28 protein-coding genes are annotated in these 25,723 nt (G+C 65.5%); 18 read left to right on the top strand and 10 right to left on the bottom strand.

Annotation, left to right across the window (positions count from 1 at the left end; translation table 11 throughout):
• From GO606_RS13340 to GO606_RS13330, 3 genes are all read left to right on the top strand, one after another.
• On the top strand, positions 1 to 1,266 hold the full coding sequence (locus GO606_RS13340; protein ID WP_246979569.1) for a sialidase family protein: 1,266 nt from the start codon (positions 1 to 3) through the stop codon (positions 1,264 to 1,266).
• Complete coding sequence (locus GO606_RS13335; protein WP_169119316.1) at positions 1,263 to 1,739, top strand: TlpA family protein disulfide reductase; 477 nt, start codon at positions 1,263 to 1,265, stop codon at positions 1,737 to 1,739. The genes GO606_RS13340 and GO606_RS13335 overlap by 4 nt, the downstream gene beginning before the upstream one ends.
• Before the next feature lie 83 nt (positions 1,740 to 1,822).
• Positions 1,823 to 3,829, top strand: coding sequence for a TonB-dependent copper receptor (locus tag GO606_RS13330; protein ID WP_246979566.1), 2,007 nt, complete (start codon positions 1,823 to 1,825; stop codon positions 3,827 to 3,829).
• Positions 3,830 to 3,893: 64 nt separating this feature from the next.
• On the opposite strand, the gene GO606_RS13325 is transcribed toward GO606_RS13330, so the two are convergent.
• Entirely contained in the window at positions 3,894 to 5,537 is a 1,644-nt protein-coding gene (locus tag GO606_RS13325) for an electron transfer flavoprotein-ubiquinone oxidoreductase (protein ID WP_169119317.1), read from the bottom strand.
• A gap of 168 nt (positions 5,538 to 5,705) precedes the next feature.
• Between GO606_RS13325 and GO606_RS13320 the strand changes: the two genes are divergently transcribed.
• The 6 genes from GO606_RS13320 (at position 5,706) to ftsB (ending at position 11,113) form a co-directional block, all read left to right on the top strand.
• Complete coding sequence (locus tag GO606_RS13320) at positions 5,706 to 6,110, top strand: acyl-CoA thioesterase (protein ID WP_169119318.1); 405 nt, start codon at positions 5,706 to 5,708, stop codon at positions 6,108 to 6,110.
• 69 nt (positions 6,111 to 6,179) lie between these two features.
• Positions 6,180 to 6,722 (top strand): isochorismatase family protein, encoded by a 543-nt coding sequence (locus GO606_RS13315; protein ID WP_169119319.1) that lies wholly within the window; start codon positions 6,180 to 6,182, stop codon positions 6,720 to 6,722.
• Positions 6,723 to 6,839: 117 nt separating this feature from the next.
• Positions 6,840 to 8,477, top strand: coding sequence for a CTP synthase (gene pyrG, locus GO606_RS13310; protein WP_169119320.1), 1,638 nt, complete (start codon positions 6,840 to 6,842; stop codon positions 8,475 to 8,477).
• 10 nt (positions 8,478 to 8,487) lie between these two features.
• Entirely contained in the window at positions 8,488 to 9,327 is an 840-nt protein-coding gene (gene kdsA / locus GO606_RS13305; protein ID WP_169119321.1) for a 3-deoxy-8-phosphooctulonate synthase, read from the top strand.
• Positions 9,328 to 9,392: 65 nt separating this feature from the next.
• On the top strand, positions 9,393 to 10,682 hold the full coding sequence (gene eno / locus GO606_RS13300) for a phosphopyruvate hydratase (RefSeq protein WP_169119322.1): 1,290 nt from the start codon (positions 9,393 to 9,395) through the stop codon (positions 10,680 to 10,682).
• Between the two features lie 155 nt (positions 10,683 to 10,837).
• Positions 10,838 to 11,113, top strand: coding sequence for a cell division protein FtsB (gene ftsB / locus GO606_RS13295; protein ID WP_169119323.1), 276 nt, complete (start codon positions 10,838 to 10,840; stop codon positions 11,111 to 11,113).
• Between the two features lie 28 nt (positions 11,114 to 11,141).
• Here ftsB and GO606_RS13290 read toward each other — a convergent pair whose 3' ends face one another.
• The gene (locus GO606_RS13290) at positions 11,142 to 11,573 is read right to left on the bottom strand and encodes a CBS domain-containing protein (protein ID WP_169119324.1); all 432 of its coding nucleotides are present in this window, start codon (positions 11,571 to 11,573) and stop codon (positions 11,142 to 11,144) included.
• Positions 11,574 to 11,668: 95 nt separating this feature from the next.
• Positions 11,669 to 12,202 (bottom strand): C40 family peptidase, encoded by a 534-nt coding sequence (locus GO606_RS13285; protein ID WP_169119325.1) that lies wholly within the window; start codon positions 12,200 to 12,202, stop codon positions 11,669 to 11,671.
• Between the two features lie 280 nt (positions 12,203 to 12,482).
• Between GO606_RS13285 and GO606_RS13280 the strand changes: the two genes are divergently transcribed.
• Positions 12,483 to 13,703 carry an IS110 family RNA-guided transposase gene (locus GO606_RS13280; protein WP_246979205.1) on the top strand — a complete coding sequence of 407 codons (1,221 nt, stop codon included), beginning with the start codon at positions 12,483 to 12,485 and terminating at the stop codon, positions 13,701 to 13,703.
• 279 nt (positions 13,704 to 13,982) lie between these two features.
• On the opposite strand, the gene GO606_RS13275 is transcribed toward GO606_RS13280, so the two are convergent.
• The 3 genes from GO606_RS13275 to GO606_RS13265 all read right to left on the bottom strand — a co-directional run bounded on the left by GO606_RS13275 (position 13,983) and on the right by GO606_RS13265 (position 15,861).
• Positions 13,983 to 14,336, bottom strand: a complete 354-nt coding sequence (locus tag GO606_RS13275; RefSeq protein ID WP_169119655.1) for an MliC family protein — start codon at positions 14,334 to 14,336, stop codon at positions 13,983 to 13,985.
• Between the two features lie 10 nt (positions 14,337 to 14,346).
• Complete coding sequence (locus GO606_RS13270; protein WP_169119654.1) at positions 14,347 to 15,054, bottom strand: SIMPL domain-containing protein; 708 nt, start codon at positions 15,052 to 15,054, stop codon at positions 14,347 to 14,349.
• 264 nt (positions 15,055 to 15,318) lie between these two features.
• On the bottom strand, positions 15,319 to 15,861 hold the full coding sequence (locus GO606_RS13265) for a gamma carbonic anhydrase family protein (protein WP_169119653.1): 543 nt from the start codon (positions 15,859 to 15,861) through the stop codon (positions 15,319 to 15,321).
• 99 nt (positions 15,862 to 15,960) lie between these two features.
• Here GO606_RS13265 and GO606_RS13260 point away from each other — a divergent pair, with 99 nt between their 5' ends.
• The 4 genes from GO606_RS13260 to GO606_RS13245 all read left to right on the top strand — a co-directional run bounded on the left by GO606_RS13260 (position 15,961) and on the right by GO606_RS13245 (position 19,200).
• A complete protein-coding gene (locus GO606_RS13260) occupies positions 15,961 to 16,806 on the top strand; it encodes a 23S rRNA (adenine(2030)-N(6))-methyltransferase RlmJ (protein ID WP_169119652.1) in 846 nt (281 codons plus the stop codon).
• Positions 16,803 to 17,159, top strand: a complete 357-nt coding sequence (locus tag GO606_RS13255) for a nucleotide pyrophosphohydrolase (protein ID WP_169119651.1) — start codon at positions 16,803 to 16,805, stop codon at positions 17,157 to 17,159. Before GO606_RS13260 ends, GO606_RS13255 begins: the two co-directional genes overlap by 4 nt.
• Before the next feature lie 89 nt (positions 17,160 to 17,248).
• Complete coding sequence (locus GO606_RS13250; RefSeq protein ID WP_169119650.1) at positions 17,249 to 18,832, top strand: inorganic phosphate transporter; 1,584 nt, start codon at positions 17,249 to 17,251, stop codon at positions 18,830 to 18,832.
• A gap of 38 nt (positions 18,833 to 18,870) precedes the next feature.
• Positions 18,871 to 19,200, top strand: a complete 330-nt coding sequence (locus GO606_RS13245) for a DUF3301 domain-containing protein (protein WP_169119649.1) — start codon at positions 18,871 to 18,873, stop codon at positions 19,198 to 19,200.
• A gap of 25 nt (positions 19,201 to 19,225) precedes the next feature.
• Here GO606_RS13245 and folE read toward each other — a convergent pair whose 3' ends face one another.
• From folE to fabI, 3 genes are all read right to left on the bottom strand, one after another.
• Positions 19,226 to 19,870 carry a GTP cyclohydrolase I FolE gene (folE, locus tag GO606_RS13240; RefSeq protein ID WP_169119648.1) on the bottom strand — a complete coding sequence of 215 codons (645 nt, stop codon included), beginning with the start codon at positions 19,868 to 19,870 and terminating at the stop codon, positions 19,226 to 19,228.
• 69 nt (positions 19,871 to 19,939) lie between these two features.
• Positions 19,940 to 20,536 (bottom strand): hypothetical protein, encoded by a 597-nt coding sequence (locus GO606_RS13235; RefSeq protein ID WP_425532212.1) that lies wholly within the window; start codon positions 20,534 to 20,536, stop codon positions 19,940 to 19,942.
• Between the two features lie 15 nt (positions 20,537 to 20,551).
• A complete protein-coding gene (fabI, locus tag GO606_RS13230; RefSeq protein WP_169119646.1) occupies positions 20,552 to 21,331 on the bottom strand; it encodes an enoyl-ACP reductase FabI in 780 nt (259 codons plus the stop codon).
• A 155-nt stretch (positions 21,332 to 21,486) separates the two neighbouring features.
• Here fabI and GO606_RS13225 point away from each other — a divergent pair, with 155 nt between their 5' ends.
• Positions 21,487 to 21,987: an HAD domain-containing protein gene (locus GO606_RS13225; RefSeq protein ID WP_169119645.1), complete on the top strand. Its 501-nt coding sequence runs from the start codon at positions 21,487 to 21,489 to the stop codon at positions 21,985 to 21,987.
• A 38-nt stretch (positions 21,988 to 22,025) separates the two neighbouring features.
• Here GO606_RS13225 and GO606_RS13220 read toward each other — a convergent pair whose 3' ends face one another.
• Positions 22,026 to 23,018, bottom strand: coding sequence for a serine/threonine protein kinase (locus tag GO606_RS13220; protein ID WP_169119644.1), 993 nt, complete (start codon positions 23,016 to 23,018; stop codon positions 22,026 to 22,028).
• Between the two features lie 171 nt (positions 23,019 to 23,189).
• On the opposite strand from GO606_RS13220, the gene GO606_RS13215 reads away from it, so the two are divergent.
• The 3 genes from GO606_RS13215 (at position 23,190) to GO606_RS13205 (ending at position 25,683) form a co-directional block, all read left to right on the top strand.
• Complete coding sequence (locus tag GO606_RS13215; protein ID WP_169119643.1) at positions 23,190 to 23,978, top strand: hypothetical protein; 789 nt, start codon at positions 23,190 to 23,192, stop codon at positions 23,976 to 23,978.
• A 14-nt stretch (positions 23,979 to 23,992) separates the two neighbouring features.
• Positions 23,993 to 24,532 carry a YaeQ family protein gene (locus GO606_RS13210; RefSeq protein ID WP_169119642.1) on the top strand — a complete coding sequence of 180 codons (540 nt, stop codon included), beginning with the start codon at positions 23,993 to 23,995 and terminating at the stop codon, positions 24,530 to 24,532.
• A 134-nt stretch (positions 24,533 to 24,666) separates the two neighbouring features.
• Entirely contained in the window at positions 24,667 to 25,683 is a 1,017-nt protein-coding gene (locus GO606_RS13205) for a hypothetical protein (RefSeq protein ID WP_169119641.1), read from the top strand.
• The last annotated feature ends 40 nt before the right edge of the window (positions 25,684 to 25,723 follow it).

Raw genomic sequence — 25,723 nt, 5'->3', positions numbered from 1 at the left:
ATGATGATGATGGCAGAGCGTGCCACTGCGGGCGCCGGCAGCGAGGACGGCTCGGCAATGACAATGAAGCGAAAGGGCAGCGCGGGCCGGTTGGCCGCTGCGGTCCTGCTCGCGCTGGGATGCGCAGCGGGTGCTTTCGCGCAGCACGCCGACCACGCGGCCGGGAAAACCGCTGCGGCCCGGCCGGCGAGGCCGGAGCTCGGCACGAGCGCGGCATTCGGCCCCGACGGCGTGCTGTACGCGGTTTCGAAGGACGGGCAGCACGTCGTCCTCCACCGCAGCGCTGACGGCGGGGCGAGCTGGGATGCGCCGGTAACCGTCAACGCCAAACCGGAAGCGATTTCCGCCGACGGCGAGAACCGGCCGAAGATCGCGTTCGCCCCGGACGGCAGCGTGCTGGTTTCGTGGACGCGACCGCTGGCGAAGCCTTTCACCGGCGAGATCCGTTTTGCGCGTGCGGACACCGGGCGAGGTTTCGGCGCTCCCATCACCGTTCACCGCGACCGCCAGGAGATCACCCACCGCTTCGAGACGATGACGGTCAGCGGGAGCGGGCAGGTGGTGCTCGCGTGGATCGACAAGCGTGATCTGGAAGCCGCGCAGGGCGCGAAGCGGGATTACCGCGGCGCGGCGATCTATGCAGTGGTGTCCGACGACGGCGGGCGGACGTTCCGGCCCGAAGTGAAGGTCGGCGACCATTCCTGCGAGTGCTGCCGCATCGCGATCGCCAACGATGTCGACGGCTTGCCGCTGATGCTGTGGCGGCACGTGTTCGAGCCGAACGAACGCGACCATGCGCTGGTGAAGCTCGGCCCCGACGGCACGCCCGGGCCGGTGGCGCGCGCAACGTTCGACCGCTGGCGCGTCGACGCCTGCCCGCACCACGGACCGTCGCTCGCGGTTTCCGGCGACGGCACGCGTCACGCGGTGTGGTTCAACGAGAGGAACGGCGAGGGGCGGGTGTTCTATGGCCGCCTGAAAGACGGGCGCGTCGAGGGACAGCGCACCGTCGGCGGAGAACGCGCCGCTCACGCCGACATTGCCGTCGGCGGTGAGCGCGTCGCGATCGTCTGGAAGGAGTTCGATGGCGAACGGACGCGGCTGCGCGCGGAGGTGTCCGATGACAACGGCAGGCAGTTCCGCAGCCTGTCGCTCGCTGCGACCGAGGGCGCGTCCGACCAGCCGCGGGTGATCCGGCGCGGCACGGAGCTGTTGGCGTTCTGGCGCACCCAGAAGGAAGGCATGAAGGGGTACTGGCTGCGATGAAACGACTGAAAAACCTGCTGGCAGTAATCGTCTGGATGAGCGCCGCGACGTGTTCGGCGAGCGACTTCGCGCCGCTCGACCGGCCGGCTGCAACTGCGATCGCCGATCCGGCCAGCCATGCCAGGCCGACGATCGTCGCGCTGTGGTCGTCCGAATGTGTGCACTGCAAAACAAACCTGAAGCTTTTCGCGGAGATGGCGAAAGCGTATCCGCGCCTCCAACTGATCACGGTCGCGGTCGAGCCGGCCGGCGACGGGCTCGCCGGGCCGCTCGACCGCGCCGGGGTCACGGGGAAGCGTTTTGCCTACGGAGACGAGTCGCCCGAAGCGCTCGCCTATGCGCTTGACGCGAAATGGCGCGGCGAGCTGCCGCGGACGCTTCTCTTCGACGGACGGGGCGGCAAGGTTGCGCTGTCCGGCGTCGTCAGCGAGGCGACCGTATGTGGCTCGCTCGGGCTCGCCGCCCGTCAGTGAAGGCTTCTTCCCATCTTTACCCGGCTAAGGTCTCCAGGTCAGGGCAAAGTGAAAAACAACATCAAGACAAAGCGAAGAACAACATGAAACGCATGATTACCGTGAAACCCTATCTGCGCGAACTCCCGCTCGCCATCGCAATCTCGCTCGCGCTGCCCGCCGTCGCGGCCGAAAGTGAAACCATGCTCCGGACGGTGGTCGTCACCGCGCCGGCCGTCGAAACGCCGCTCACCGTCACCACCGACCCCAAGGCTCCGCGGCAGCCGCTGCCGGCGCACGATGGGGCCGATCTGCTGAAAAGCATTCCCGGCTTTGCGGTGATCCGCAAGGGCGGCACCGACGGCGACCCGGTTTTCCGCGGCATGTCGGGCTCGCGCCTCGGCATCCTGCTGGACGGCCAGGAGATTCTCGGCGGCTGCGGGGGGCGCATGGACCCGCCGACCGCTTATGTGTACCCCGAATCCTATGACCGCGTGACGGTGCTCAAGGGGCCTCAGAGCGTGCTCTACATGGCGGGCAGCTCGGCCGGCGTCGTGCTGTTCGAGCGTGACATCAGGCGCATGACGGAGGCGGGCGGGCGGGTCAACGGCAGTCTCACCTTCGGCAGTTGGGGGCGCAACGACCAGCTGCTCGACGTGCGCGGCGGCAATCCTGCCTTCTATGCCCAGGCTGTTGCCACCCGCTCGGACAGCGACAATTACGAAGACGGCGACGGCAAGGAAGTGCATTCCTTCTACACCCGCTGGAGCACCAGCGCCGCGCTCGGCTGGACGCCGGACGACGACACGCGGCTCGAGCTGAGCCTGGGCCGCAGCGACGGCGAAGCCGCCTATGCCGATCGCACTATGGACGGCACCCGCTTCGAGCGTGAAAACGCCGGCTTGAAGTTCGAGAGGAAGAACCTGTCGCCGCTGCTGCGCAAGGTCGAGGCGCAGGCCTATTACAGCTACATCGACCATGTCATGGACAACTTCAGCCTGCGCAGGCTCGCGCCCGGCAGCATGAAGATGCTGAGCAACCCCGACCGCACCACGCGAGGCGGGCGCTTCAGCGCCACGCTGGCGCCCGCCGATCAACTGCAGTTCATCGTCGGCGTCGATGCGAAGGACGACGAGCACACCGCTCGCGGCACTCCGGCTTATCGCAGCCGGCCGCGCGACGAGGATTTGAGCTTCGAGCGCCGCGGTGCGTTCGCGGAGGGGACTTACCTCTTGAACGACGCGCAACGCGTGATTGCCGGCTTGCGCGTCGATGACCATGAATCGAAGGACCACCGCCGTACCAGTGCGACCCGCGGGAGGACGGCGAGCGACACGCTGACCAGCGGCTTCGCGCGTTACGAGTCGGAATATGCCGACGGTGCGGGGACGTGGTATGCGGGCCTCGGCCATGCCGAACGCTTTCCGGATTTCTGGGAGTTTCTGCGTGCCAATGGCGCTGCCGGGCAAAGTTTCGTGTCGCTCCAGCCGGAGAAGACGACTCAGCTCGATCTCGGCACGCTGTGGTCGTCGGACGAATGGTCGGCGTCCGTCTCGGGTTTTTACGGCAAGGTTGACGACTTCATCCTGCTGAAATGGACTGCGCCGGCCGGGGTGCGCAACATCGACGCCACGACCTACGGTCTCGAGAGCGATGTCGCATGGCGCTTCGCGCGGAACTGGACGGCGACCGGATCGCTCGCCTGGGTGCGCGGCAACAACGATACGGATCACAAGGCGCTCGCGCAGCAGCCTCCGCTGGAGGCGCGTCTCGCCGTCGAGTACAACGACAACGTGTTCTCCTACGGCGCCTTGCTCCGTCTGGTCGCCGAGCAGGACCGCTTCGACGTGGGCTCGGGAGGCATCGTCGCGAACGGCATGGACCTCGGCCCGACGTCCGGTTTCGCGCTGTTGTCGCTCAACGCCGGCTGGCGTCCGTCCAAGAGCGTCCTGCTGACGGCGGGGGTCGACAACGTGTTCGACCGTACCTATCGCGAGCACCTGTCGAAGTCCGGCGCGCCGATCGTCGGCTATGAAACGTTGACCGGCGAACGGATCAACGAACCCGGCCGGACCTTCTGGGTGAAGGGACAACTGGCGCTCGACATCTGAAGGAAAAAGCCCTGCCGGAAGGTAGGGCTTTGGTCAGGCAGGGGCCGGCACGCAATGTGTGCCCTTACATCCCCTGGTAGATCGGCCCTTCGCCGCCCTGCGGCACGACCCAGTTGATGTTCTGCGTCGGGTCCTTGATGTCGCAGGTCTTGCAGTGCACGCAGTTCTGCGCGTTGATCTGCAGTCGCGGGTGGGTGCCGTCCGGGTCGCGCACGATCTCGTACACGCCGGCCGGGCAATAGCGCTGTTCGGGGGCGTCGTACTTCGCGAGGTTGACCGCGATCGGCACCGACGAGTCTTTCAGCTGCAAGTGGCAGGGCTGGTCTTCCTCGTGGTTCGTGTTCGACAGGAACACGGACGACAGCTTGTCGAAGGTCAGCACGCCGTCGGGCTTCGGATAGGCGATCTTGTAGCATTCCGACGCGGGCTTGAGCGCAGTGTGGTCGGCCGTGTTGTGCAGCGTCCACGGCGCCTTGCCGCGGAACACCTGCTGGTCGATGCCGAACAGCAGCGAGCCCATCCACAGGCCTTTTTTCATGTAGGGCTTGAAGTTGCGCGTCTGGTGCAGTTCCTCGTACAGCCAGCTCGCGCGGAACGCTTCGGGGAACGCGGCCAGTTCGTCGCGGCTGCGCCCAGCGGCCAGCGCGCCGAAGGCCGCCTCGGCGGCGAGCGATCCGGACTTGATTGCGGCGTGGCTGCCCTTGATGCGTGCGGCGTTGAGGAAACCCGCGTCGTCGCCGACGAGCGCCCCGCCCGGGAACACCAGCTTCGGCTGGCTCTGCAGTCCGCCCGCTGCGAGCGCCCGTGCGCCGTAGGCGAGACGCTTGCCGCCTTCGAGGAACTTGCGGATCTCGGGGTGCGTCTTGTAGCGCTGGAACTCCTCGAACGGCGCCAGATGCGGGTTCGTGTAGTTCAGGCCGACAACATAGCCGACGGCGACGAGGTTGTCTTCGAGGTGATAAGCGAAGCCGCCGCCGTAGGTGGCGCTGTCCATCGGCCAGCCGGCGGTATGGACGACCAGGCCGGGCACGTGCCGCTCGGCCGGCACTTCCCACAGTTCCTTGAGGCCGATGCCGTAGGTCTGCGGATCGATGCCGTCGCGCAGGCGGTACTTTTCCTCGAGCTGCTTGCCCAGATGGCCGCGACAGCCTTCGGCGAACAGCGTGTATTTGGCGTGCAGCTCCATGCCGGGCTGGTAGGCCGGGCCCGGCTGGCCGTCGCGCGTGATGCCCATGTCGCCGGTCGCCACGCCCTTGACCGCACCGCGCTCGTCGTAAAGGATTTCCGCGCCGGCAAAGCCCGGATAGACCTCGACGCCCATCGCCTCGGCCTGTTCGCCGAGCCACTTGACGACGTTGCCCAGGCGCACGATGTAATTGCCCTGGTTCAGGAAACAGGCCGGCAGCAGGCTGTTGGGCACCCTGCGCCCGCCGGTCTCGCTCAGGAAGATCACGCGGTCTTCGGACACCTGGGTATTGACCGGCGCGCCCTGCGCTTTCCAGTCGGAGATCAGTTCGGTGAGCGCGCGCGGGTCCATCACCGCGCCCGACAGGATGTGGGCGCCGATCTCGGAAGCCTTCTCGATCAGGCATACCGCCAGCTCCGTGCCTTTCTCGCTGGCGAGCTGCTTGAGCCGGATCGCCGCCGCCAGCCCTGCCGGGCCGCCGCCTACGATCAGGACATCGAATTCCATTGATTCGCGTTCCATCCTATTCTCCATTTATGTCCGCGATTGTTGGTCTGTAGTCGAGCGAACGGCAGTGTAATACACGCTCGAGGCACGACGCAGGCGCGGGATCGCTTCGCAGCCGTCGAAAACATACGGAGCCGTATGTTACATTAGCTGCCGGTTCCAACCAACAGGGCGCTGTTTTTCATGGAAGATACCCGCAACCTTCAGCTCACGACGAAGATCCCCGTACGCTGGGGCGACCTCGACCGGTACGGTCACCTGAACAACACACTGTATTTCCGCTTTTTCGAGCAGGCGCGCATCGAATGGATCGAGCAGAAGGAGTTCCGTGTCGATCCGGACGAAACCGAAGGCGTGGTCATCGTTCATGCCGACTGCACGTTCCTGATTCCGGTGAATTATCCGGCGACGGCGATCGTCAAGGTCTTCGCCGGCCAGCCCGGACGCAGCAGCGTGATGAACTGGTACGAACTGTACATTGAAGGCGACGAGCGACTTTTCGCGACCGGCTCGGCGAAAATCGTGTGGATCGACAACCGTACCGGCAAATCCCTGCCGCTGCCGGCCAAGCTGCGCGAAGGGTTGTGATGCGTCGTTCTCCGGCTGTCGCACGGCAACGCTTGGCGCACCTGCACGGACCTCTTTGAGGAACATCGAATGCTCATGAATCCCGCCACCTCAGCGCTTCTCGTCATCGACGTCCAGGAACGCCTCGCCCCGGCGATTCACGACGGGCAGCACGTCGCACGCAACTGCGCCTGGCTCGCCGGCCTCGCGGCGCGCGTCGGCGTGCCGGTCGTGGTGACCGAGCATTTCCCGGCAAAGATCGGCGCCACGCTGCCGGCGGTCGCAGCCGCGGCGGCGGGCGCCGACTTCGTCACCAAGGAATGCTTCTCGGCGCAAGCGGACGGCTGCCTCGACAGGACTGCAGTGGACGCCCGGCGGCAGGTCATCGTTTGCGGCACCGAGGCGCACGTGTGCGTGCAGCAGACGGCGCTCGGACTGCGCTGGGCGGGCAAGCAGGTGTTCGTCGTCGCGGATGCGTGCGGTTCGCGCAATCCCGCCGACCGCGAGCTCGCTTTTGCGCGCATGCGCAGCCACGGCATCGAGATCGTTTCGCGCGAGATGGTCGCGTTCGAGTGGCTGCAGCGCGGGGGCACGGAACTGTTCCGCGAGATCAACCGGGACTTCATCCGCTGACGACAACGCGACGGCGGGGCGCTGCGGCGGTGCCGGAGACGGAATGCGCCGGTCAGGTCCGCTTCCGGACCGGCGGCCTCTTCGGTTATCATCGCGCTTTCCCGCAGCAGCGTTCCCATGACCAAATACGTCTTCGTAACCGGCGGTGTCGTGTCCTCACTGGGCAAAGGCATCGCAGCGGCCTCGCTCGGGGCCATTCTCGAATCCCGCAGCATCAAGGTCACCCACCTCAAGCTCGATCCCTACATCAACGTCGATCCGGGCACGATGAGCCCGTTCCAGCACGGCGAAGTTTTCGTCACTGAAGACGGGGCGGAAACCGACCTCGATCTCGGTCATTACGAGCGCTTCACGAGCGCCCGGATGGGCAAGCGCAACAACTTCACCACCGGCCAGATCTACGAGTCGGTGATCAAGAAGGAACGGCGCGGCGAGTATCTCGGCAAGACGGTGCAGGTGATCCCGCACATCACCGACGAGATCAAACAGTACATCAAGCGTGGCGCGGAAGGCGCCGAGGTCGCGATCGTCGAGATCGGCGGCACGGTCGGCGACATCGAATCGCTGCCCTTCCTCGAAGCGATCCGCCAGATGGGCATCGAAGAAGGCCGCAACAGCACCTGTTTCATCCATCTGACGCTGATCCCGTACATCCCGACCGCCGGCGAGCTGAAGACCAAGCCGACGCAGCACTCGGTGAAGGAACTGCGCGAGATCGGCATCCAGCCCGACATCCTGCTGTGCCGCGCGGATCGCCCGGTGCCCGCCGATGAGCGGCGCAAGATCGCGCTGTTCTGCAACGTCATGCCCGAAGCGGTCATCGAGTGCCTCGACGCGAACTCGATCTACAAGATCCCGGGCCAGCTGCACGACCAGATGCTCGACGAGATCGTCTGTCACAAGCTGAACATTCTCGCGCGCGCGGCCGACCTTTCGGTGTGGGAAAACCTCCTTCGCGCACTCGAAAACCCGAAGCACACCGTCGATATCGCGTTCGTCGGCAAATACGTCGACCTCACCGAGTCGTACAAGTCGCTGATCGAAGCCGTGTCCCACGCCGGCATGCACACCGAGAGCAAGGTCAAGATCCACTACATCGACTCCGAGGACATCGAGCGCGACGGCTGCGCGGTGCTCGAGAAGATGGACGCGGTCCTCGTGCCTGGCGGCTTCGGCAAGCGTGGCACCGAAGGCAAGATCGCTGCGATCCGCTTTGCACGCGAGAACAAGGTGCCGTATCTGGGCATCTGTCTCGGCATGCAGCTCGCGGTGATCGAATTCGCGCGCGACGTCGCCGGCATGACCGGCGCGCATTCGACCGAATTCGAGCGCGACACGCCGTACCCGGTGATCGGCCTCATCACCGAATGGCAGGATCGCAGCGGCAAGGTCGAAAAGCGCAGCGAAGCGTCCGACCTCGGCGGCACGATGCGCCTCGGCGCGCAGGTCTGCCATCTCGTCGAAGGCTCGCTCGCCCGCGAAGTGTACGGCGCCGCCGATATCGTTGAACGCCATCGCCATCGCTACGAAGTGAACAACACGCTGCTCGCCCGGCTCGAAGAGAAGGGCCTGCGGGTGTCGGGTCGCGCGCCGGGCACCGACCTGTGCGAAATGATCGAGCTGCCGGACCATCCGTGGTTCGTCGGTTGCCAGTTCCATCCGGAATTCACGTCGAACCCGCGCAAGGGGCATCCGCTGTTCACGGCCTACGTGAAGGCGGCGCTCGCGCGCAAGGCGGCCGCGACGTCGGCCTGAAGGAGTGGCAATGAAACTTTGCGGATTCGAGGCCGGTCTCGACAAGCCGTTCTTCCTCATCGCGGGGCCGTGCGTCATCGAATCGCGCGACATGGCGTTCGAGACCGCCGGCGCGCTGAAGGAAATCTGCGCCGAACTCAGCATTCCGTTCATCTACAAGTCGTCATACGACAAGGCCAACCGCAGCTCGGGCAAGTCGTATCGCGGCATGGGGATGGAAAAAGGCCTGGAGATTCTCGCCGACGTGAAGAAGCAGCTCGGCGTGCCCGTGCTCACCGACGTGCATGCGATCGACGAGATCCCGGCGGTCGCAGCGGCCGTCGACGTGCTGCAGACGCCGGCCTTCCTGTGCCGGCAGACCGATTTCATCCACGCGGTCGCGGCTTCCGGCCGCCCGGTGAACATCAAGAAGGGCCAGTTCCTCGCACCCGGCGACATGAAGAACGTCGTCGACAAGGCGCGCGAAGCCAACGGCGGCGGCGACACGATCATGGTGTGCGAGCGCGGCGCGTCGTTCGGCTACAACAACCTCGTGTCTGACATGCGCAGCCTCGCGATCATGCGCGAGACCGGCTGCCCGGTCGTGTTCGATGCGACGCATTCGGTGCAATTGCCGGGCGGGCAGGGTACGGCTTCCGGCGGCCAGCGCGAATTCGTGCCGGTGCTGGCGCGGGCCGCGGTCGCGGTCGGCATCGCCGGCCTCTTCATGGAAAGCCACCCCGATCCGGCGAAGGCGCTGTCGGACGGCCCGAACGCATGGCCGCTGCCGAAGATGAGGGCGTTGCTCGCGACGCTCAAGGAAATCGACGCACTGGTGAAAGCGCACGGTTTCCTGGAGATGGCAGGCTGAACTTCGCCGCGCACCGCAGAACGCGGTTCCAAAGTTTTCGATTCCCAAGAACGAGAGGAAAAACCATGAGTGCAATTGTCGATATCATTGCCCGCGAAATTCTTGATTCCCGCGGCAACCCCACGGTGGAAGCCGATGTCCTGCTCGAATCGGGCGTCATGGGCCGGGCCGCGGTGCCGTCCGGCGCCTCGACCGGATCGCGCGAGGCGATCGAGCTGCGCGACGGCGATGCCGCACGCTATCTCGGCAAGGGCGTATTGCAGGCGGTCGAGAACGTCAACACCGAGATTTCCGAAACGCTGATCGGCCTCGACGCCGAAGAGCAGGCCTTCATCGACCGCACGCTGATCGAACTCGACGGCACCGAGAACAAGTCGCGGCTCGGCGCGAACGCGACGCTCGCAGTGTCGATGGCGGTCGCGAAGGCCGCTGCCGAAGAAGCCGGCCTGCCGCTGTACCGCTACTTCGGCGGTTCCGGCCCGATGGCGATGCCGGTGCCGATGATGAACGTCATCAACGGCGGTGCGCACGCGAACAACAGCCTCGACATCCAGGAATGCATGATCATGCCGGTGTCGATGACCAGCTTCCGCGAAGCGCTGCGCTGCGGCGCCGAAATCTTCCATCACCTGAAGAAGCTCACCGACAAGAAGGGTTACCCGACGACGGTCGGCGACGAAGGCGGTTTCGCGCCGAACGTCGGCAGCACCGAGGAAGCGCTGAACCTGATCCAGGACGCGATCGCCGCGGCCGGCTACGAGCCGGGCCGCGACGTACTGCTGGCGCTCGACTGCGCCGCGTCCGAGTTCTACAAGGACGGCAAGTACGTGCTCGCCGGCGAAGGGCTGACGCTGAGCTCCGAAGGCTTTGCCGACTACCTCGCGACGCTTGCCGACCGCTTCCCGATCGTCTCGATCGAGGACGGCATGGCCGAGAACGACTGGGCCGGCTGGAAGACGCTCACAGACAAGCTCGGCCGCCGCCTGCAGCTGGTCGGCGACGATCTCTTCGTGACGAACACCAGGATCCTCGAGCAGGGCATCGACCAGGGCGTCGCGAACTCGATCCTCATCAAGATCAACCAGATCGGCACGCTGTCGGAAACCTTCGCCGCCGTTGAGATGGCCAAGCGCGCCGGCTACACCGCGGTGATCTCGCACCGCTCGGGTGAAACCGAGGATTCGACGATCGCCGACATCGCCGTCGGCCTGAACGCGATGCAGATCAAAACTGGCTCGCTGTCGCGCTCGGATCGCATTTCGAAGTACAACCAGCTGCTGCGCATCGAGGAAGATCTCGGCGATACCGTCAGCTACCCCGGGCGCCGCGCGTTCTACAACTTGCGGGTGCGCTGAGCGCAAGCCCGGGCGGCTGGCGTTTCGGCGGCCGCTGCATCATGACATGACCGGGGCCGGCGCTCATCCGCCGGCCCCGTTTTTTCAACTCCGATGAATAACGCTGCTCTGCCTGCACGGACCCGTGGGCGAGCTTTTCGGCAAGACCTTCGAATATGCGTTGGCCCGTGATCGTTCTCGCCGTGCTGGTGATCGTCCTGCAGTATCCGCTTTGGCTCGGTAAAGGCGGCTGGCTGCGCGTGTGGGACGTGGATCGCCAGTTGCAGGCGCAGCGCGAAACGAACCAGCGCCTCGAGCAGCGCAACGCGGGACTCGAGGCGGAGGTGCACGACCTGAAGTCGGGCAACGAAGCGATCGAGGAGCGCGCGCGCTTCGAGCTCGGCCTGACGAAACCGGACGAGATCTTCGTCCACATCCCGCGCAAGCCGTGATGCCCGCCACACACCCGGAGCGAAGAGCTTAGAGCAGGTCGGTGATCGCGTCGCGCCGCTCAAGCTCGACTTCGAACGCGACCAACTCTTGGCCGAGCGCGTCGCGCGCGGAAACCATGCCGATCGGCCGTCCGTTGTCAACGATCGGGATGTGGCGGAAGCCGCCGTCGTACATCATGTGCAAGGCGTGCCCCAGCGGAATGTCGGGCATGGCCGTTTGCGGACTGGCTGTCATCACCTGGTCGAGCCGCACCGACTCGGCGTCCAGGCCCGCTGCGAGCACGCGAACGAGGGCGTCGCGCTCGGTGAAGATGCCGACCAGCCGTTCCGCGTCGGTGATCATGATGGCGCCGACCCCGGCTTGCGCCATCCGGCGCGTCGCTTCCCGCACCGATATGTCGCGTGGTGCGGTGAGTATGCTCTGGTGTTCGATTACGTCGCGAATTCTGCGTCTCGGCATGTGGCGTCCTCCGTGTCAATGTGGACCATCACGTTCTTGTGCCGGGCTCGCGGCCCGATTTGTGCAATGCCCGTCCGCCATCGCGTCCGGGGAGCTCAGTTTGCCGCAAGGAGACTGCGGGCGCCATCTATCCGGCTTTTGAAATACGGATTTTCCAGTAATTCGATACGGATACGCCCGCGGCTCGACGGAGCATGGACGAATCGGCCGTCGCCCAGATAAATGCCCATATGGGAGTGTCGCTGGTTGCGCGTGTTGAAGAATACGAGATCCCCGGCCTGCAAGGAGGGGATGGGAATCGGGCGGGTGAGTTGCGCGATCTGCGCCGCATTGTGGGGCAGGCGGCGCCCGCTGATCTGCTCGACGATGTAGCTCACCATGCCGCTGCAATCGAGCCCGGCTTCCGGGTTGCGGCCGCCGAAGCGGTAACCGGTGTCGAGCAGGCCGAGGGCGAAGATCACCATCTCCTGCGAATGGAGGGGGTCGTCGAGCGAGAAATAACTGCCGTCCTCGCGGCCGGATACCGGAGCGGACGGCGTGGCGGTGGGAAGGCCGCTGCAGGCGGCGAGCAGTGCGGCCGCGATCGCGATCGCGGCGAGTCCGACCGGAGCCGGTAGGCGAGTTGGCATGATGGGAACCCGTGACCGGTCTGGCTAACGGTGATTGCGATGGCCGCCACCCCTGATGATGAAAGAGAATTCGGGGTGGAAGGAGGCGGGAAGAGGTCGCGCAATTTTTTGGCGGCTCGACCCCGCAAGCTAACGTGACCCGCCGAACTGACTCGTACCCCGGATTGCTTCCATAGAGAGCGCACGTTAAACAGGCCGTCGGCGACTTGTCGCCTTCAGGCACTTTCAGTTCTGGCACCCGCCCCCTTCCACTGTTGAGTGTAATTCGACGGGAGATGGCATGGAACTGGTAGCGCTACACAAACGAGTCATCGGACTGGATGTGCATCAGGCGCAAATTACGGCCTGCGCGATCCTCGAAGAGGCCGACGGCACGACGCGTATCGAACAGCGGCAATTCGGTGCGTTCAAACGCGATCGGCGCGCACTGGCCGACTGGGCGGCATCGCTTGCTCCCGATCAGGTGGTGATGGAGAGCACCGGCATCTACTGGAAGAGCCCGTATGCCGCACTGGAAGCGGTGGGCATCCGTGGGCAAGTGGTCAATGCCCGGCACGTCAAGAATGTTCCCGGACGCAAGACCGATGTCGGCGATGCGCAATGGTTGGCGACGCTCTCGCGTGCCGGATTGCTGCGCGGTTCGTTCGTGCCGCCGGCACGGCTGCGTGAGTTGCGTCTGATTTCGCGGCAGCGGCAGAAACTGGTGGGTCTGCTGGCCTCCGAGAAGAACCGCCTGCACAAGGTGCTGACCGACGGCGGCATCCGCCTGGGCGTGGTGGTGAGCGATCTGCATGGTCAGTCGGCACGCGCCATGGTCAAGGCCATCATCGAAGGGCACTCGCCGAACGAGGTGCTGAAGTTCGCCAGTCGGCGACTCAAGGCCAGTCGCGAGGAAATCTTCGATGCCTTGCAAGGGGAACTGACCGACAGCCATCGCTTCGTGCTCGATGAACTGATGCACCATGTCGAGGAGATCGAGGCGCGCATTGCGCGCTTCGATGCGCGACTTCTGGATGGACTGCAGGACGAACGAAACGCGCTCGCCTTGCTGCAAACCCTGCCCGGCGTCGATCTGATCGGCGCAGCCATGCTGCTGGTGGAAATTGGCACCGATATGGAGGCATTCGGCTGCGCGGATCGGCTGACGTCCTGGGTCGGCATCTGCCCGGGCAACAATGAGTCGGCGGGCAAGCGCAAATCCGGACGCGTTCGCAAGGGCAACCTCTATGTCCGACGCCTGCTCTGCGAGTTCGCTCATGCCGCCAGCCGCACCAAATCGGCCTTGCAGTCGAAGTTCCAGTCGCTCATCGTTCGCCGCGGCCACAAACGCGCCATCGTCGCCTTGGCACACAAGATTCTGCGCACCATCTACTTCATGCTCAAACGTGGCGAACACTACCGGGATTCAGCCACCGACTATGAGGCGCTTTCCGTTCAACGCAACGCTCCACGCTGGATCAAGGCGCTGACTCGCTTCGGCTTCATTCGCGCAGCCGCCTGATTCACCCGCCCTTCCACCCCATGACCTTCAGCGGTCAGGCGCGCGCTCGTCTCGGATGTGGGCTCTTTCACGTTAAAGATATTCCAATCGCGGCCTGTTCGCACCGAAAAAAGCGGTTCTGCAGACCGCCGATTCCGAAGATCAGTCGCTTGAGCATCGCATCGCGGTGGAGCGGTGCTCGCGACGCGCTTTCAAGAAAACGCCGGGCCGCCCTGGGCCGCCCCAAGTTTTCTTGTCCCCTTGGGGGGCGGAAACGGCAAAGCCGTTTCCTGGGGGCGCTCAGAGGCGCTGATCCTGTGCCCTGCAATCGGCGCTGGTCGCCAGGCCCGGACGTTCGAGCCGCGCTTCCGCTCCCTGCAGGCGAAATACCGTGTGGCCGTCGGAATATTTTTCGCCCGACCCCACCGGCTGAACGGCCAGCGCGAAGATGCCCGCCCCGGTGCGCAGGCGGATGTGGTCGCGGAGGTATTCGACGGTGAAGCGCTCGCCGCCGGGACAGGCGTAGCCGACGACGCGCGAGGCGTCGCGGGTATAGGCGGTGCTCGCGAGCATGCCGGTAGCGCCGCTCAATGCGACCAGCAATGCGACGCGGATTTTCAGGTTTGCTGCGCCGGGGCGCGGGACGTTCGTCATGGGGTTCGGCTTACTCGCTCAGTTCTATCGTGCCGCTGACCGTCACGGCAATTTCGCTTTCACCCGCTTCGATCGCAACGGGTGCGGCCTCTGCGGCGAATGCTGTGGTTTTCATCATCGGCCGGATCGGCGGCGATTCACCGCCATAGCCGATCGACAGGTGGCGGATGCGATACGGCTTGCCGAGCGTCGCGGCGACCGCGTCGGCACGTGCCTGGAAAGCCCGGATCGCATCGCCTGCCGCGAGATCGGCGACGCTTCTGCGTGTTTCGGGCGCCGGTTGCATCACGAGGCCGGACAGGGCGAGCTTCGCCTGGAGCTTGCCGAGCAGTTCGGACAGCGCCGGCAGGTCGCGGCTCTCGAGCTGGATTTCGGAGCGCATCCTCCAGCCTTCGATCTTCCGGCCCTCCTTGCCATAGACCGGAAAAGTGCTGGTGCCGGAACTCCTGGCCTTGACCGCGGGGTAAAGGCGCGCCTGTTCGAGAGCCGACGCGATCACCGCATTGACCTGTCTTGCCAGCGGTGCGGGATCCGCGCCGTCCGCTTCGAAATACAGGCTGGCAACCGCCATGTCGTTCGGCGCCGCCCGGCTGGCGTCGGCCGAGAGGTCAACCGTCGGGACGACTCGTTCGGCATGGGCGGTGGCGGAGGGTGAAGCGGCGAACATGACGAGCGCGAGCGGCAGGGCGAGGAAGTGTCGGGTTGCGCGATGTGCCATGGGCGTAGCCGCAATCGGATGGAATGGAGGTGACGTCGATTTCGCGCCAGGGGCGGAAGCGCACAGGCGCGCAGTGTATAGACCGTTTTCTACCCCGGGGGGCCCGGACGTGTAATGTCTTGTAAGTATCCGCCGGATATGGGAGGGCACGATGCTTTCCTGCCCAGCCGGAAATCTGACGGTGCGACGACGCCCGGACTGGCGGTCCGATTCGCGTGCGGGTATGGCGGACCCACGCACGCGACGAGTGTTGCAATGAGGACGTTACTTCACCGATTTCAACGGATTGATGTGGCGCGACTCCGCCGCATACATCTGTGCATTGGCAACGTAGTTCGCCGCGTTCGTGTGCAGCCCGGCGATGTCCTCGTCCGACAGTTCGCGGATGATGCGCCCCGGCGAGCCGACGACGAGCGAGCGGTCGGGAATCACTTTGCCTTCCGGGATCAGCGCATTCGCGCCGACGATGCAGTTCTTGCCGATCACGGCATGGTTGAGCACGACCGCGTTGATGCCGATCAGCGAGCCGTCGCCGACCGTGCAGCCGTGCAGCATCGCCATGTGGCCGACAGTGACGTTCGAGCCGATCGTCAGCGGCACGCCGTCGTCGTTGTGCAGGATCGAGCCGTCCTGGATGTTCGTGTTGTCGCCGATCACGATCGGGTCGTTGTCGCCGCGGATCACGACGTTGTACCAGATGCTCACATTGCGGCCGGTGTGGACCTGGCCGATTACCGTTGCGTTGTCTGCAACCCAGCAGCCTTCGCCAAAATCGGGAACGCGTTCGCCGAGGGCGTATATCGCCATTCTTCATTCTCCATCGGGGCCGGTCGTCCGAACGCCGGCAGGGCGCAATGATAACAGGTGGTGTTAGCATTCGCCGCTCAGTCAGATAGCGCCGTCTTCATGCTCAGTTACCGCCACGCCTTTCATGCCGGCAATCACGCCGACGTTCTCAAGCACTTTGTGCTGATCGAACTCCTGCGCTACTTCAACCGCAAGGAGAAACCCTGGTGGTATGTCGATACGCACGCGGGCGCCGGCTGCTATGCGCTCGACAGCGAGCAGGCGGGGAAGAACGCCGAATTCGCGGGCGGAATCGGCCGGCTGTGGCAGCGGGACGATCTGCCGGAGGCAATGCGCCCCTATCTCGATGCGCTGGCCCAGTTCAACCCGCACGGCCGGCTGACCTTCTATCCCGGTTCGCCGGCCCTGGCGATGACGCAGTTGCGCGAACAGGACCGCATGCGGCTGTTCGAACTGCATCCAGCCGATGTCGCGCTGCTCGGGCAGACGTTCGCGCGCGACGTCCAGCGCGTCCAGGTGCGCAAGGCGGACGGTTTTTCGGCATTGCGCGGCCTGCTGCCGCCGCCGTCGCGTCGTGTTGTCGTGCTGATCGATCCGCCGTACGAGGTCAAGGAGGATTACCGCCGCGCCGTCGATACGCTGGCCGACGCGATCAAGCGCTTCCCCGCCGGAACCTACGCCGTCTGGTATCCGCTGCTCGCGCGTACCGAGGCACGCCAGTTGCCTGAACGCCTCGCGGACCTCGGCGCCGAAAACTGGCTCGACGTGCGCCTCGCGGTGAAAAAACCGCCGCGCGACGGCTTCGGCATGTTCGGCAGCGGGCTGTATGTCGTCAATCCCCCCTGGGTGCTGCCGCAGACGCTGGAGGCAGTGATGCCGTGGCTCGCGGGCGTGCTGGGGGAAGACGGCGAGGGGAGATTCGATCTGGAGCACCACATCGAATGAACGAACGCGACAAGCTGCTCGCGCTGCGCGACGCGCTGCGGGCCTTTGCGGCCGAGCGCGACTGGGAGCGCTTCCATACGCCGAAAAACCTCGCGATGGCGCTGGCCGGGGAGGCCGGGGAGGTGATCGAGCATTTCCAGTGGCTCAGCGCCGATGAGTCGGCGAATCTGTCCGAAGAGCGGCGTGCCGAAGTGGCGCTCGAACTGGCGGACGTGCTGCTGTATCTGGTCCGGCTCGCGGACGTCCTCGATATCGACCTCAGCGAGGCGGCACAGCGCAAGCTGGCGCTCAACGCGGGGCGTTATCCCGCCGACAAGGCGCGCGGACGTTCGGATAAATACGACAAACTGTGACCTTTGCGATGCAGATCCTGCGCGCCGCAATTGGGGCATCGCACCATTTCTGAAACAATACCGGTCCTTTTGATTACGGAATAGAGCACGTGGAGCTTCAGCACATCAGCGAGATCGAGCGGGCGACCCGGAAAGGCCGGGCGGAACTCTTTCGTCTCGGAACAGGCCTGATTTTCATCGTCGGCGCAATGCTGTACGCCGCGATGATCGGGCAGGGCGAGGGCAGCGTCATGCTGGTCGCGGCAGCGGCGATCGGCTGCTACATGGCGATGAACATCGGCGCCAACGACGTGGCGAACAACGTCGGGCCGGCAGTCGGGTCGAAGGCGCTGACGCTGGGCGGCGCGCTCGTGATCGCAGCGATCTTCGAGGCGGCCGGCGCGCTGATTGCCGGTGGCGAGGTCGTCAATACGATACGCAGCGGAATCATCGACCCGGCCAGGATTCCGGATCCGGACACTTTCGTCTGGGTCATGATGTCGGCGCTGCTCGCCGGCGCGCTGTGGCTCAACATTGCGACCGCGGTCGGTGCGCCGGTGTCGACGACCCACTCGATCGTCGGTGCCGTGCTCGGCGCCGGCATCGCGGCGAGCGGGATGGGGATCGCCAACTGGGAGGAGGTGGGCCGGATCGTCGTCAGCTGGGTGGTCTCGCCGCTGATGGGCGGAATCGTCGCGGCGGCGTTTCTCTACCTGATCAAGCGCAGCATCACGTACCAGCACGACATGGTCGCAGCGGCCACCCGCATGGTGCCGTACCTGGTCGCCTTGATGGCATGGACGTTCGGAACCTATTTGCTGCTGAAAGGATTGAACCGGGTCTGGAAGGTCGATTTCCTGACCGCCGTGCTGACCGGCTTCGGCTTTGCCGTTGCAGTGCTGTTCCTGGTCCGGCCGATCGTCGCCCGCCGCGCGCAGTCGATCGGGAACTCGAAGCAGAGTGTGAACCGGCTCTTCACTGCGCCGCTGATCTTCGCCGCTGCGCTGTTGAGCTTCGCCCATGGTTCGAACGACGTCGCGAACGCGGTCGGTCCGCTCGCGGCGATCGTCGACGTCCTCTCCGCCGGGGCGACCGAGATTTCGCGCTCGGCGCCGATTCCGCTGTGGGTGATGTTGATGGGGGCGCTGGGGATCTCGGTCGGTCTCGCGCTGTTCGGTCCGAAAGTCATCAAGACCGTCGGCTCGGAAATCACCGAGCTCGACCAGATGCGCGCGTACTGCATCGCGATGTCGGCGACGATCACGGTGATCATCGCCAGTCAGCTCGGGCTGCCGGTGAGTTCGACGCACATCGCGGTGGGCGGCGTGTTCGGCGTGGGATTCCTGCGCGAGTACCTGAAGAGCAACTACGCGCGCATGGTCGCCGACATCAAGGCGCATCACCCGGAAGGCGACCAGGCCGCCATCGATGCGTTCCTCGCCAGATTCGAAGTCGCGCCGATCGACGAGAAGGGCCAGATGTTGCGCGAACTGAAGGCCAAGGCCAAGCAGCATCTCGATCCGGCCCACTTCTCGAAAATGGAGCGCAAGGGCCTGCGCAAGGTGTATCGCAAGGAGCTGGTCAAGCGCTCGCAGCTGATGCGCATCGCCGCCGCCTGGGTGATCACCGTCCCCGCGTCGGCGGTGATGGCGGCGATCCTGTTCTTCATGATGCGGGGCATGATGCTCGACTGACCGGCGCGTCGCACCGGTGCCGTCATCACTATCCCGCCATGTCCTCTTTCGAACTCGCCGCCCTGATTCTGTTGTGCCTGCTCGGCTGGTTCTGGCTCGACAGCATCAAGGTGCGCGAACTGGGCGTACAGGCGGCGCGCAGCGCGTGCCGGCGCGAAGGGGTGCAGTTCCTCGACGAGACGGTGTCGATCCGCGCGCTCCGGCTGGCCCGCGATGCGGACGGCCGCCTGCGGCTGCGGCGCGTCTATGACTTCGAGTTTTCCGCTTCCGGCGACGACCGGCAGCGCGGTTCGGTGATGCTGCTCGGCAGCGAAGTCACGATGCTCGATGTCGGCCCCCGGCGCACGCCGGATTTCACCGTGCACTGACCCGCCCGGGCATCGCCTCGTCGCTTCAGCGCCCGGGGGCGCGGCCCGAGATCGCGTGCAGGAATTCGCCGCGCAGGTGCTCGCGCGTCTCGAATTCGCCGGCGAACGCCTGTGTCACGACCCGTTCGTCGCCGCGGCGGTCCTCGCCGAGCAGCAGGCACAGCTGCTCGGCCTCGACGATGCAGGCGGCTCCCCGCGCATGGCCGTGCCGCAGCAGCGCATCGGCGATGTCCCGCGTCATCCATTCCTGATAAGTGAAGCGGTGCCCGATCGCGTCGACGAGGCGCGCAATACGTCCGAAGCCGTGCAGCCGACCGCCGGGCAGGTAGGCGACGTGGGCGACGCCGCGGAACGGCACGAGGTGGTGCGGGCACACGCCATGCACGGCGATGCCGCGTATCACCACCATGTCGGTCCGATCATCGGCGAAACCGTCGCCGAGCGCCTCGGCCGGGTCCATATCGTAGCCGCCGAGCAACCGGCGTTGCCAGAGTTCGCGTACGCGGGTCGCGGTTTTCCCGGTATGTACGGCGTCCGGCGCAACGCCGCACGCCCGCAACAGGTCATCGACGGCCCGTTCGAACGCGGCTGGATCAAAGCTTGCGGTACGAGGGATGCCGATCCCGGTTCGGGAGGGCGGCGGAGGATGCTGGTCGTGAAAGTCCGACATGTGGGAATACCGCGGCGGCTGGGCTCCACATGATACGCCCCACACCGATCGCAGCGCCAAGCCAGCCGGTCAGGCGATGAACACCGGGTCGGAGAACACCAGCGTCCCGTCATTGCGCATCATCAGGTTGTCGCGGTTGAGAAGATCGGGCAGCACACCGTAGGCCTCGACGAAGTCCGACAGGGTCTTCAGCGCCTGCGTCAGGCTGGGGACGAGCTGCGATTCTTCGATTGCCAGGTGATAGAGCGCGAGCCTGCCCATGTCCGCTCCGAGCTCACTTCGTTGCATGCATGCAGCGCGGTAGAGTCCGGTCAGCCGGCCAGCGAGGGATGCGGCAGGCGTGTCGCCGCGCAGGGGATAAAGGCGCTCCATTTCCAACAGGTGCAGCGGAAAACCGGAGCTGGCGCGGCCGATCACGCCGTGGTCGGCGAAGACGAGCGGAAAGTGGATGCCACGCGGCCGGTCGACGGCAGTGAGCAGGAAGACGTCCGCAGGCGAGCTGACGATCTTGTACACCCGTTCGCCGTCCTCGTGATCGAGCACGATGCTGTATTCGCCGCGGCCGATCTCGGCCCTGCCGGCAAGCAGCGGATGCTGCGGGACCGGATCCGGCAGCATGACCGGCTGCGGCGCCGGCCTGGCTCGCGCCTGCCCGGGATCGACCACGGCTTGCCGCCTGCGTCAGGCTACGATGTTGTAGCCGGCGTCGACAAAATGCACGCCGCCGGTGATGAGCCGGCTGGCGTCGGAGACGAGAAACGCGGTCAACCCGCCGATGTCCTCCGGGGTGACGAGGCGGTGCATCGGCGAGCGCTCGACCGCTGCCGCCATCAGGCCGTCGAAGCCGGCGATGCCGGAAGCCGCGCGTGTCATCAGCGGGCCCGGGGAGATCGCGTTGACGCGGATGTTTTTCGGCCCGAGTTCGTACGCCATGTAGCGCGTCGCCGCCTCGAGCGCCGCCTTGCACAGCCCCATGACGCCATAGTTCGCGATGACCTTTTCGCTGCCCAGATAGGTCATCGTCACGAGCGAGCCGCCGCCGGATTTTTCCAGCAGCGGTTCCACCATCTTCGCGAGGCGGATGAACGAATGGGTCGATACGTCCATCGCCATCGCGAAACCGTCGGCCGACGCATCGACGACGCGCCCGTGCAGGTCGTCACGTTTCGCGAAGGCCATGCTGTGAATGGCGAAATCGAGCTTGCCGTGGGTCGCCTCGATCCGCTCGTACACCTCGCCGAGGGTTTCCGGGCGCGTGACGTCCATGAGGTACGCGTCGGTGATCCCGAGGCGCTGGAGGACCGGCTCGATGAAGGCGCGGGTCTTGTCGTTCTGATAGGTGACGACGAGTTTGGCACCCGCCTCGACGCATGCTTCGGCGACCCCGGTGGAGATCGATTTCTCGTTGGCGATGCCGGTGACGAGGCCGACCTTGCCGTCGAGATTGACCAGTGATTTCATGAAAAACTCCCAGGTAAGGCAGACTGCTGCATTGCGGCAACATGGTGCTGAATGGTTTTCGTTGTACTCGTTCAGCCCTCTATTGAGAGGACTTGCGGTAAATGACGCAACGCAGCATGCTACCACCGCGGCAACGCCCTGGAGGCAAACAAGAAATGATCGAGACATCCTACATTTTCCTCGACTTCGACGGCGTAACCCATCCCTGGGGCGAAGTCGAGGATTTCCGCTGCCTGCCGCTGATCGAAGCCGTGCTGCGTGATTACGACGAGGCGCGCGTGGTCATCGCCTCGGACTGGCGCATGCTGTTTTCATTGTCGAAACTCGTCGGCCGCTTCGCCGCGGACATCCGCCCGCGCGTCATCGGCGCGACGCCGCAGATGCTTCCGAAGCATGGCGGGGAACTGCATGGGTTACGCGAGCGCGAAGCGATGTCGTGGCTGGCGCAACACGGGGCCGATGTCGCGCGGACGGCGTGGTGTGCGCTGGACGACGCGCCCGGCAACTGGCTGACGCGCTCGCGGCTGTTGCTGACCGACTTCAAGAGCGGATTCACCGGAGAGGATGCCGCCGCGCTGCGCCGCATGCTCGACGGCTTTCGCACGGGCCGCTCGCTTCCGGCATTCCGGCAGCCTTCATTTTTGCGTCGCGCCTGAGGTTCCCTGCGGCTCGACGGGTGACTTCAGGGTCGCTCTCATGTCGACCAGAGCGGCCGCTCGTCCATCAGCGGGATCTGCTCGCGCAGTTCCAGGATGCGGTCCTGCCAGTAGCGCTGCGTGTTGAACCACGGGAAGGCCGCGGGAAACGCGGGATCGTCCCAGCGGCGGGCGATCCAGGCCGAATAGTGGATCAGCCGCAGAGTGCGCAGCGCCTCGATCAAATGCAGTTCGCGCAGCGAGAAATCGTGAAAATCCTCGTAGCCGGCGAGCACCTCGCCGAGCTGGCGGCTCATGTCCTCGCGCGTGCCCGACAGCAGCATCCACAGGTCCTGTACCGCCGGGCCCATGCGGCTGTCGTCGAAGTCGACGAACTGCGGCCCGGGTGCCGGCGGCGACTCGCTCCACAGCACGTTGCCGCCATGGCAGTCGCCGTGCAGTCGAATCCGCGCGAACGGGCCGGCGCGGTCGAAGCAGCGGCGCACGCCGTCGAGCGCCTGCTCGACGGTGCTGCGCCACGCCGGCAGCAGATCGTCGGGAATGAAGCCGTGGGCGAGCAGCCAGTCGCGCGGTTCTTCGCCGAAACTCGCGATGTCGAGCGTCGGGCGCGCGTGGTATGGCGCCAAGGCGCCGACGGCGTGGATGCGGCCGAGGAAGCGGCCCATCCATTCGAGGGTCGCTGCATCGGACAGCTCCGGTGCGCGTCCGCCGACCCGCGGAAACACGGCGAAGCGCAGGTCTGAGTAATGATGCAGCGTGGCATTGCGCAGCACGAGGGGGGCGACGACGGGGATCTCGCGCTCGGCCAGTTCGGCGACGAAACGGTGTTCCTCGCCGATCGCCTCGTCCGGCCAGCGCCGCGGCCGGTAGAACTTGACGACCACCATCGGGCCGTCTTCGATGCCGGCCTGATAGACACGATTCTCGTAGCTGTTGAGCGTGAGCAGACGCCCGTCGGGGATCAGCCCGACGCTGTCGAGCGCGTCGAGGATGCGGTCCGGAGTGAGATTTTCGAACGGCGGTGTGGCCATGGGGTCGGCAAGCCTTCGGGCGAGGGGCGGCCGTCCATTTTCGCAGGAAACGGGCAGGGCACAAGGGCGAAGGCGTTTCCCGGTGTCCGCCCGCGCCGCATCCTTGCCCCGTGGCATTTGCCGGACGCAGTCGCGGGCCTCACAATGGCGCCCTTTTCCCGGACCTCGCGCATGCATCCCGACCCATCCGCTTCTCACTCGCCCATTCCGCCCGACGCGCTCGCGGCGCTCGCCCGGCCGGAAGTGCAAAAACTGGCCGCGCGGATGGCGCAGGACGGATTCTCGCAGGCTTTCCGGCTGACGCTCGACGAAGATGACGAGGGGCGCGTGCGGGGCGTCGAAGCGCTCGCGTCGGCGTTGCGCAACTGGGGCGCCGCGGGTGAGAGCACGGACGCCTGCGGCCTGCGCCTCGCGCTGGTCGTCGCGGGTCTCGACCAGTGGGGTGTGGCATACAGCCAGGCTTTCGGACTGGCGGCGATCCCCGGCCTGTCCGAACTCCTCGGGGCGCTGCGCACCGGCCTCGATCCGCAGCAGGAGGCGCGTTTTCACCAGCAGTTCGCCGCGATCGACGCGGCTGAAGGCAACGCGATCGACTTCAAGATCGAAATGCGCCGCGGCATCCATCTCGCGTTGTGGCACGCGATGATCGCCGGGGACGAGCGCGAACAGGCGAAAGCGGTCCTCGCCCATCTCGCAGGCATGATGTTCGCGTTGATCCGGGCGATGCCGGAGCTCGGCTGGCGGCTCGTCGCGGATGCGCTCGCGCATATCCAGATCCGCTGTCTCGCCGAGGGCCTCGCCGCGGACGGGCTGGCGCGGGAAATGAACGAGGCGCTGTTCGCGGCGCTTTCCGCCGGACTGCCGGCGCCGCAGCGCGACCGCATCATGGCCCACTCGGCGCAGGCCGTGCTCGCCTGGCAACAGGCGCGGCGTACCCCGCCCGCCGGCCCCGTGCACTGACCGGGGTCCAGACGATGGCGCTCAAGGCAACGATTTTCAAGGTCGAATTGACGATTGCGGACATGGACCGCAATTACTACGCCGATCACAGTTTCACGATCGCCCGCCACCCGTCGGAAACCGACGAGCGAATGATGGTGCGCATCCTCGCATTCGCGCTGTATGCCGATCCGGCGCTCGCGTTCGGCAAGGGCTTGTGCGTCGATGACGAGCCGGACCTGTGGCAGCGGGATCTGACCGGCGCGATCGAGCGCTGGATCGACGTCGGCCAGCCCGACGAAAAGTGGATCCGGAAAGCCTGCGGACGGGCGCGCGAAACCGTCGTTGTCAGCTACGGCCGGGCGGCGGACATCTGGTGGAACGGCGTGCGCGACAAGCTCGCGCGGCAGTCGAACCTGACGGTATGGAACCTCCCACCCGAGGTGGCGCCCGCGCTTGCCGCGCTGACCGCCCGCAGCATGCGGCTGCAATGCACGCTGCAGGACGGCCAGGTGTGGATCACCGACGGCCGGCAGACGGTGCTCGTCGAGCCGGAGCGCAGGATGGGCGCGTGAAGATGGCTGCTGTGCACGGATCGCGACGGCCCCTGTACGGCTGAACCGAAAGGTTTACGCCTGCCCGGATTCACCGGATCTCCACCTTCGGCCTTCCTTCGTGGTATTTTGAATGCATGCGAAGGAGAACCGTCATGAGGCCCTGCTTCCTGCTGTTCCCGCTCATCGGATATGTCGCGGTGGCGCCTGCCGCCGGCCCCGGCGATCTTGCCCTGTCTGCGGATGCCGCCGCACCGCCCTTGGCAGTCAACATGCAGGGCGCCAGCACCGCGGCGGCCGGAACGCCGATCGAGGAGGAGGGCGTGATGGAGCAGGGCCGGCGGGGTGTGCGCGCGATCACGGAAGGTGTCGCGCGCACCGTCGATGGCTGGTTCGGCGACGTCCCGTTCGAGGAGGGCGGCAAGGTGTCCGGCAGCGTCCGCTTCGATTTTCTGGCGCGACAGGACGAAGGCCTGGAGAACAACTTCCGCTTTCGCGTGCGCGTCGACCTGCCGAACGTCAAGCGGCTCGGCTATATCTTCATCGGCCAGGACAACGAGCAGGAGGAGATCACCGACCAGCCGGAAACGTTCAGGCGCCAGCACCAGCTGCTGACCGAAAGCCGCCGCGATGACCAGTCGTTCTTTGCAGGCGTGGGCTACGCGCTGCGCGAGTTCCTCGAATTCCGCGCGGGTTTTCGCGGTGGCGTCGATGACGTGTATGCGCAGGCGCGCTACAAGAAGTTGTGGCGTTTCTCCGACCGGGACGTGTTCGGTTTGCGCGAGACGATCTTCTGGCGATCGGACGATGGCTTCGGTTCGACGCTTGCGCTCAATTATGACCACGCCTATTCGCCATCGTGGTCTTTCCGCTGGCAGGCCGTCGGCACGATCTCGGAGGAGACGTCCGGGCTGAGGTGGGGGAACAGTTTCGGGATGTTCAAGGCCTATCCGAACCTGCGCGAATCTGCACTCGAGGTGCTCGTCAATGGCGAGACGGACCGTCGTGTGGGCGTTGGCGAATACGGCCTTAGGGCGACCTGGCGGCAGCCGATCTACCGCGACTGGACCTTCATCGAACTGTCGGTCGGCCATTTCTGGCCGCAGGATGACGACGATCCCGAGCGCAGGCGCAGCTGGGCAGCCGGCGCCATGGTCGAAGCCCTGTTCTGAGCCGCATTGCCGCAACGCATCGGGAGCCTCGGGCTGCAGT

Origin of the sequence: Aromatoleum anaerobium, from assembly GCF_012910705.2 — a bacterium.
Lineage (GTDB): Bacteria > Pseudomonadota > Gammaproteobacteria > Burkholderiales > Rhodocyclaceae > Aromatoleum > Aromatoleum anaerobium.
This window is presented reverse-complemented; position numbering and strand designations above follow the sequence as displayed.

What these genes read in the sequence shown, in the direction of transcription:
- GO606_RS13340 (WP_246979569.1), top strand. Translation starts at nt 1, where the DNA reads ATGATGATGATGGCAGAGCGTGCCACTGCGGGCGCCGGCAGCGAGGAC.
- GO606_RS13335 (WP_169119316.1), top strand. Translation starts at nt 1,263, where the DNA reads ATGAAACGACTGAAAAACCTGCTGGCAGTAATCGTCTGGATGAGCGCC.
- GO606_RS13330 (WP_246979566.1), top strand. Translation starts at nt 1,823, where the DNA reads ATGAAACGCATGATTACCGTGAAACCCTATCTGCGCGAACTCCCGCTC.
- GO606_RS13325 (WP_169119317.1), bottom strand. Translation starts at nt 5,537, where the DNA reads ATGGAACGCGAATCAATGGAATTCGATGTCCTGATCGTAGGCGGCGGC.
- GO606_RS13320 (WP_169119318.1), top strand. Translation starts at nt 5,706, where the DNA reads ATGGAAGATACCCGCAACCTTCAGCTCACGACGAAGATCCCCGTACGC.
- GO606_RS13315 (WP_169119319.1), top strand. Translation starts at nt 6,180, where the DNA reads ATGCTCATGAATCCCGCCACCTCAGCGCTTCTCGTCATCGACGTCCAG.
- pyrG (WP_169119320.1), top strand. Translation starts at nt 6,840, where the DNA reads ATGACCAAATACGTCTTCGTAACCGGCGGTGTCGTGTCCTCACTGGGC.
- kdsA (WP_169119321.1), top strand. Translation starts at nt 8,488, where the DNA reads ATGAAACTTTGCGGATTCGAGGCCGGTCTCGACAAGCCGTTCTTCCTC.
- eno (WP_169119322.1), top strand. Translation starts at nt 9,393, where the DNA reads ATGAGTGCAATTGTCGATATCATTGCCCGCGAAATTCTTGATTCCCGC.
- ftsB (WP_169119323.1), top strand. Translation starts at nt 10,838, where the DNA reads ATGCGTTGGCCCGTGATCGTTCTCGCCGTGCTGGTGATCGTCCTGCAG.
- GO606_RS13290 (WP_169119324.1), bottom strand. Translation starts at nt 11,573, where the DNA reads ATGCCGAGACGCAGAATTCGCGACGTAATCGAACACCAGAGCATACTC.
- GO606_RS13285 (WP_169119325.1), bottom strand. Translation starts at nt 12,202, where the DNA reads ATGCCAACTCGCCTACCGGCTCCGGTCGGACTCGCCGCGATCGCGATC.
- GO606_RS13280 (WP_246979205.1), top strand. Translation starts at nt 12,483, where the DNA reads ATGGAACTGGTAGCGCTACACAAACGAGTCATCGGACTGGATGTGCAT.
- GO606_RS13275 (WP_169119655.1), bottom strand. Translation starts at nt 14,336, where the DNA reads ATGACGAACGTCCCGCGCCCCGGCGCAGCAAACCTGAAAATCCGCGTC.
- GO606_RS13270 (WP_169119654.1), bottom strand. Translation starts at nt 15,054, where the DNA reads ATGGCACATCGCGCAACCCGACACTTCCTCGCCCTGCCGCTCGCGCTC.
- GO606_RS13265 (WP_169119653.1), bottom strand. Translation starts at nt 15,861, where the DNA reads ATGGCGATATACGCCCTCGGCGAACGCGTTCCCGATTTTGGCGAAGGC.
- GO606_RS13260 (WP_169119652.1), top strand. Translation starts at nt 15,961, where the DNA reads ATGCTCAGTTACCGCCACGCCTTTCATGCCGGCAATCACGCCGACGTT.
- GO606_RS13255 (WP_169119651.1), top strand. Translation starts at nt 16,803, where the DNA reads ATGAACGAACGCGACAAGCTGCTCGCGCTGCGCGACGCGCTGCGGGCC.
- GO606_RS13245 (WP_169119649.1), top strand. Translation starts at nt 18,871, where the DNA reads ATGTCCTCTTTCGAACTCGCCGCCCTGATTCTGTTGTGCCTGCTCGGC.
- folE (WP_169119648.1), bottom strand. Translation starts at nt 19,870, where the DNA reads ATGTCGGACTTTCACGACCAGCATCCTCCGCCGCCCTCCCGAACCGGG.
- fabI (WP_169119646.1), bottom strand. Translation starts at nt 21,331, where the DNA reads ATGAAATCACTGGTCAATCTCGACGGCAAGGTCGGCCTCGTCACCGGC.
- GO606_RS13225 (WP_169119645.1), top strand. Translation starts at nt 21,487, where the DNA reads ATGATCGAGACATCCTACATTTTCCTCGACTTCGACGGCGTAACCCAT.
- GO606_RS13220 (WP_169119644.1), bottom strand. Translation starts at nt 23,018, where the DNA reads ATGGCCACACCGCCGTTCGAAAATCTCACTCCGGACCGCATCCTCGAC.
- GO606_RS13215 (WP_169119643.1), top strand. Translation starts at nt 23,190, where the DNA reads ATGCATCCCGACCCATCCGCTTCTCACTCGCCCATTCCGCCCGACGCG.
- GO606_RS13210 (WP_169119642.1), top strand. Translation starts at nt 23,993, where the DNA reads ATGGCGCTCAAGGCAACGATTTTCAAGGTCGAATTGACGATTGCGGAC.
- GO606_RS13205 (WP_169119641.1), top strand. Translation starts at nt 24,667, where the DNA reads ATGAGGCCCTGCTTCCTGCTGTTCCCGCTCATCGGATATGTCGCGGTG.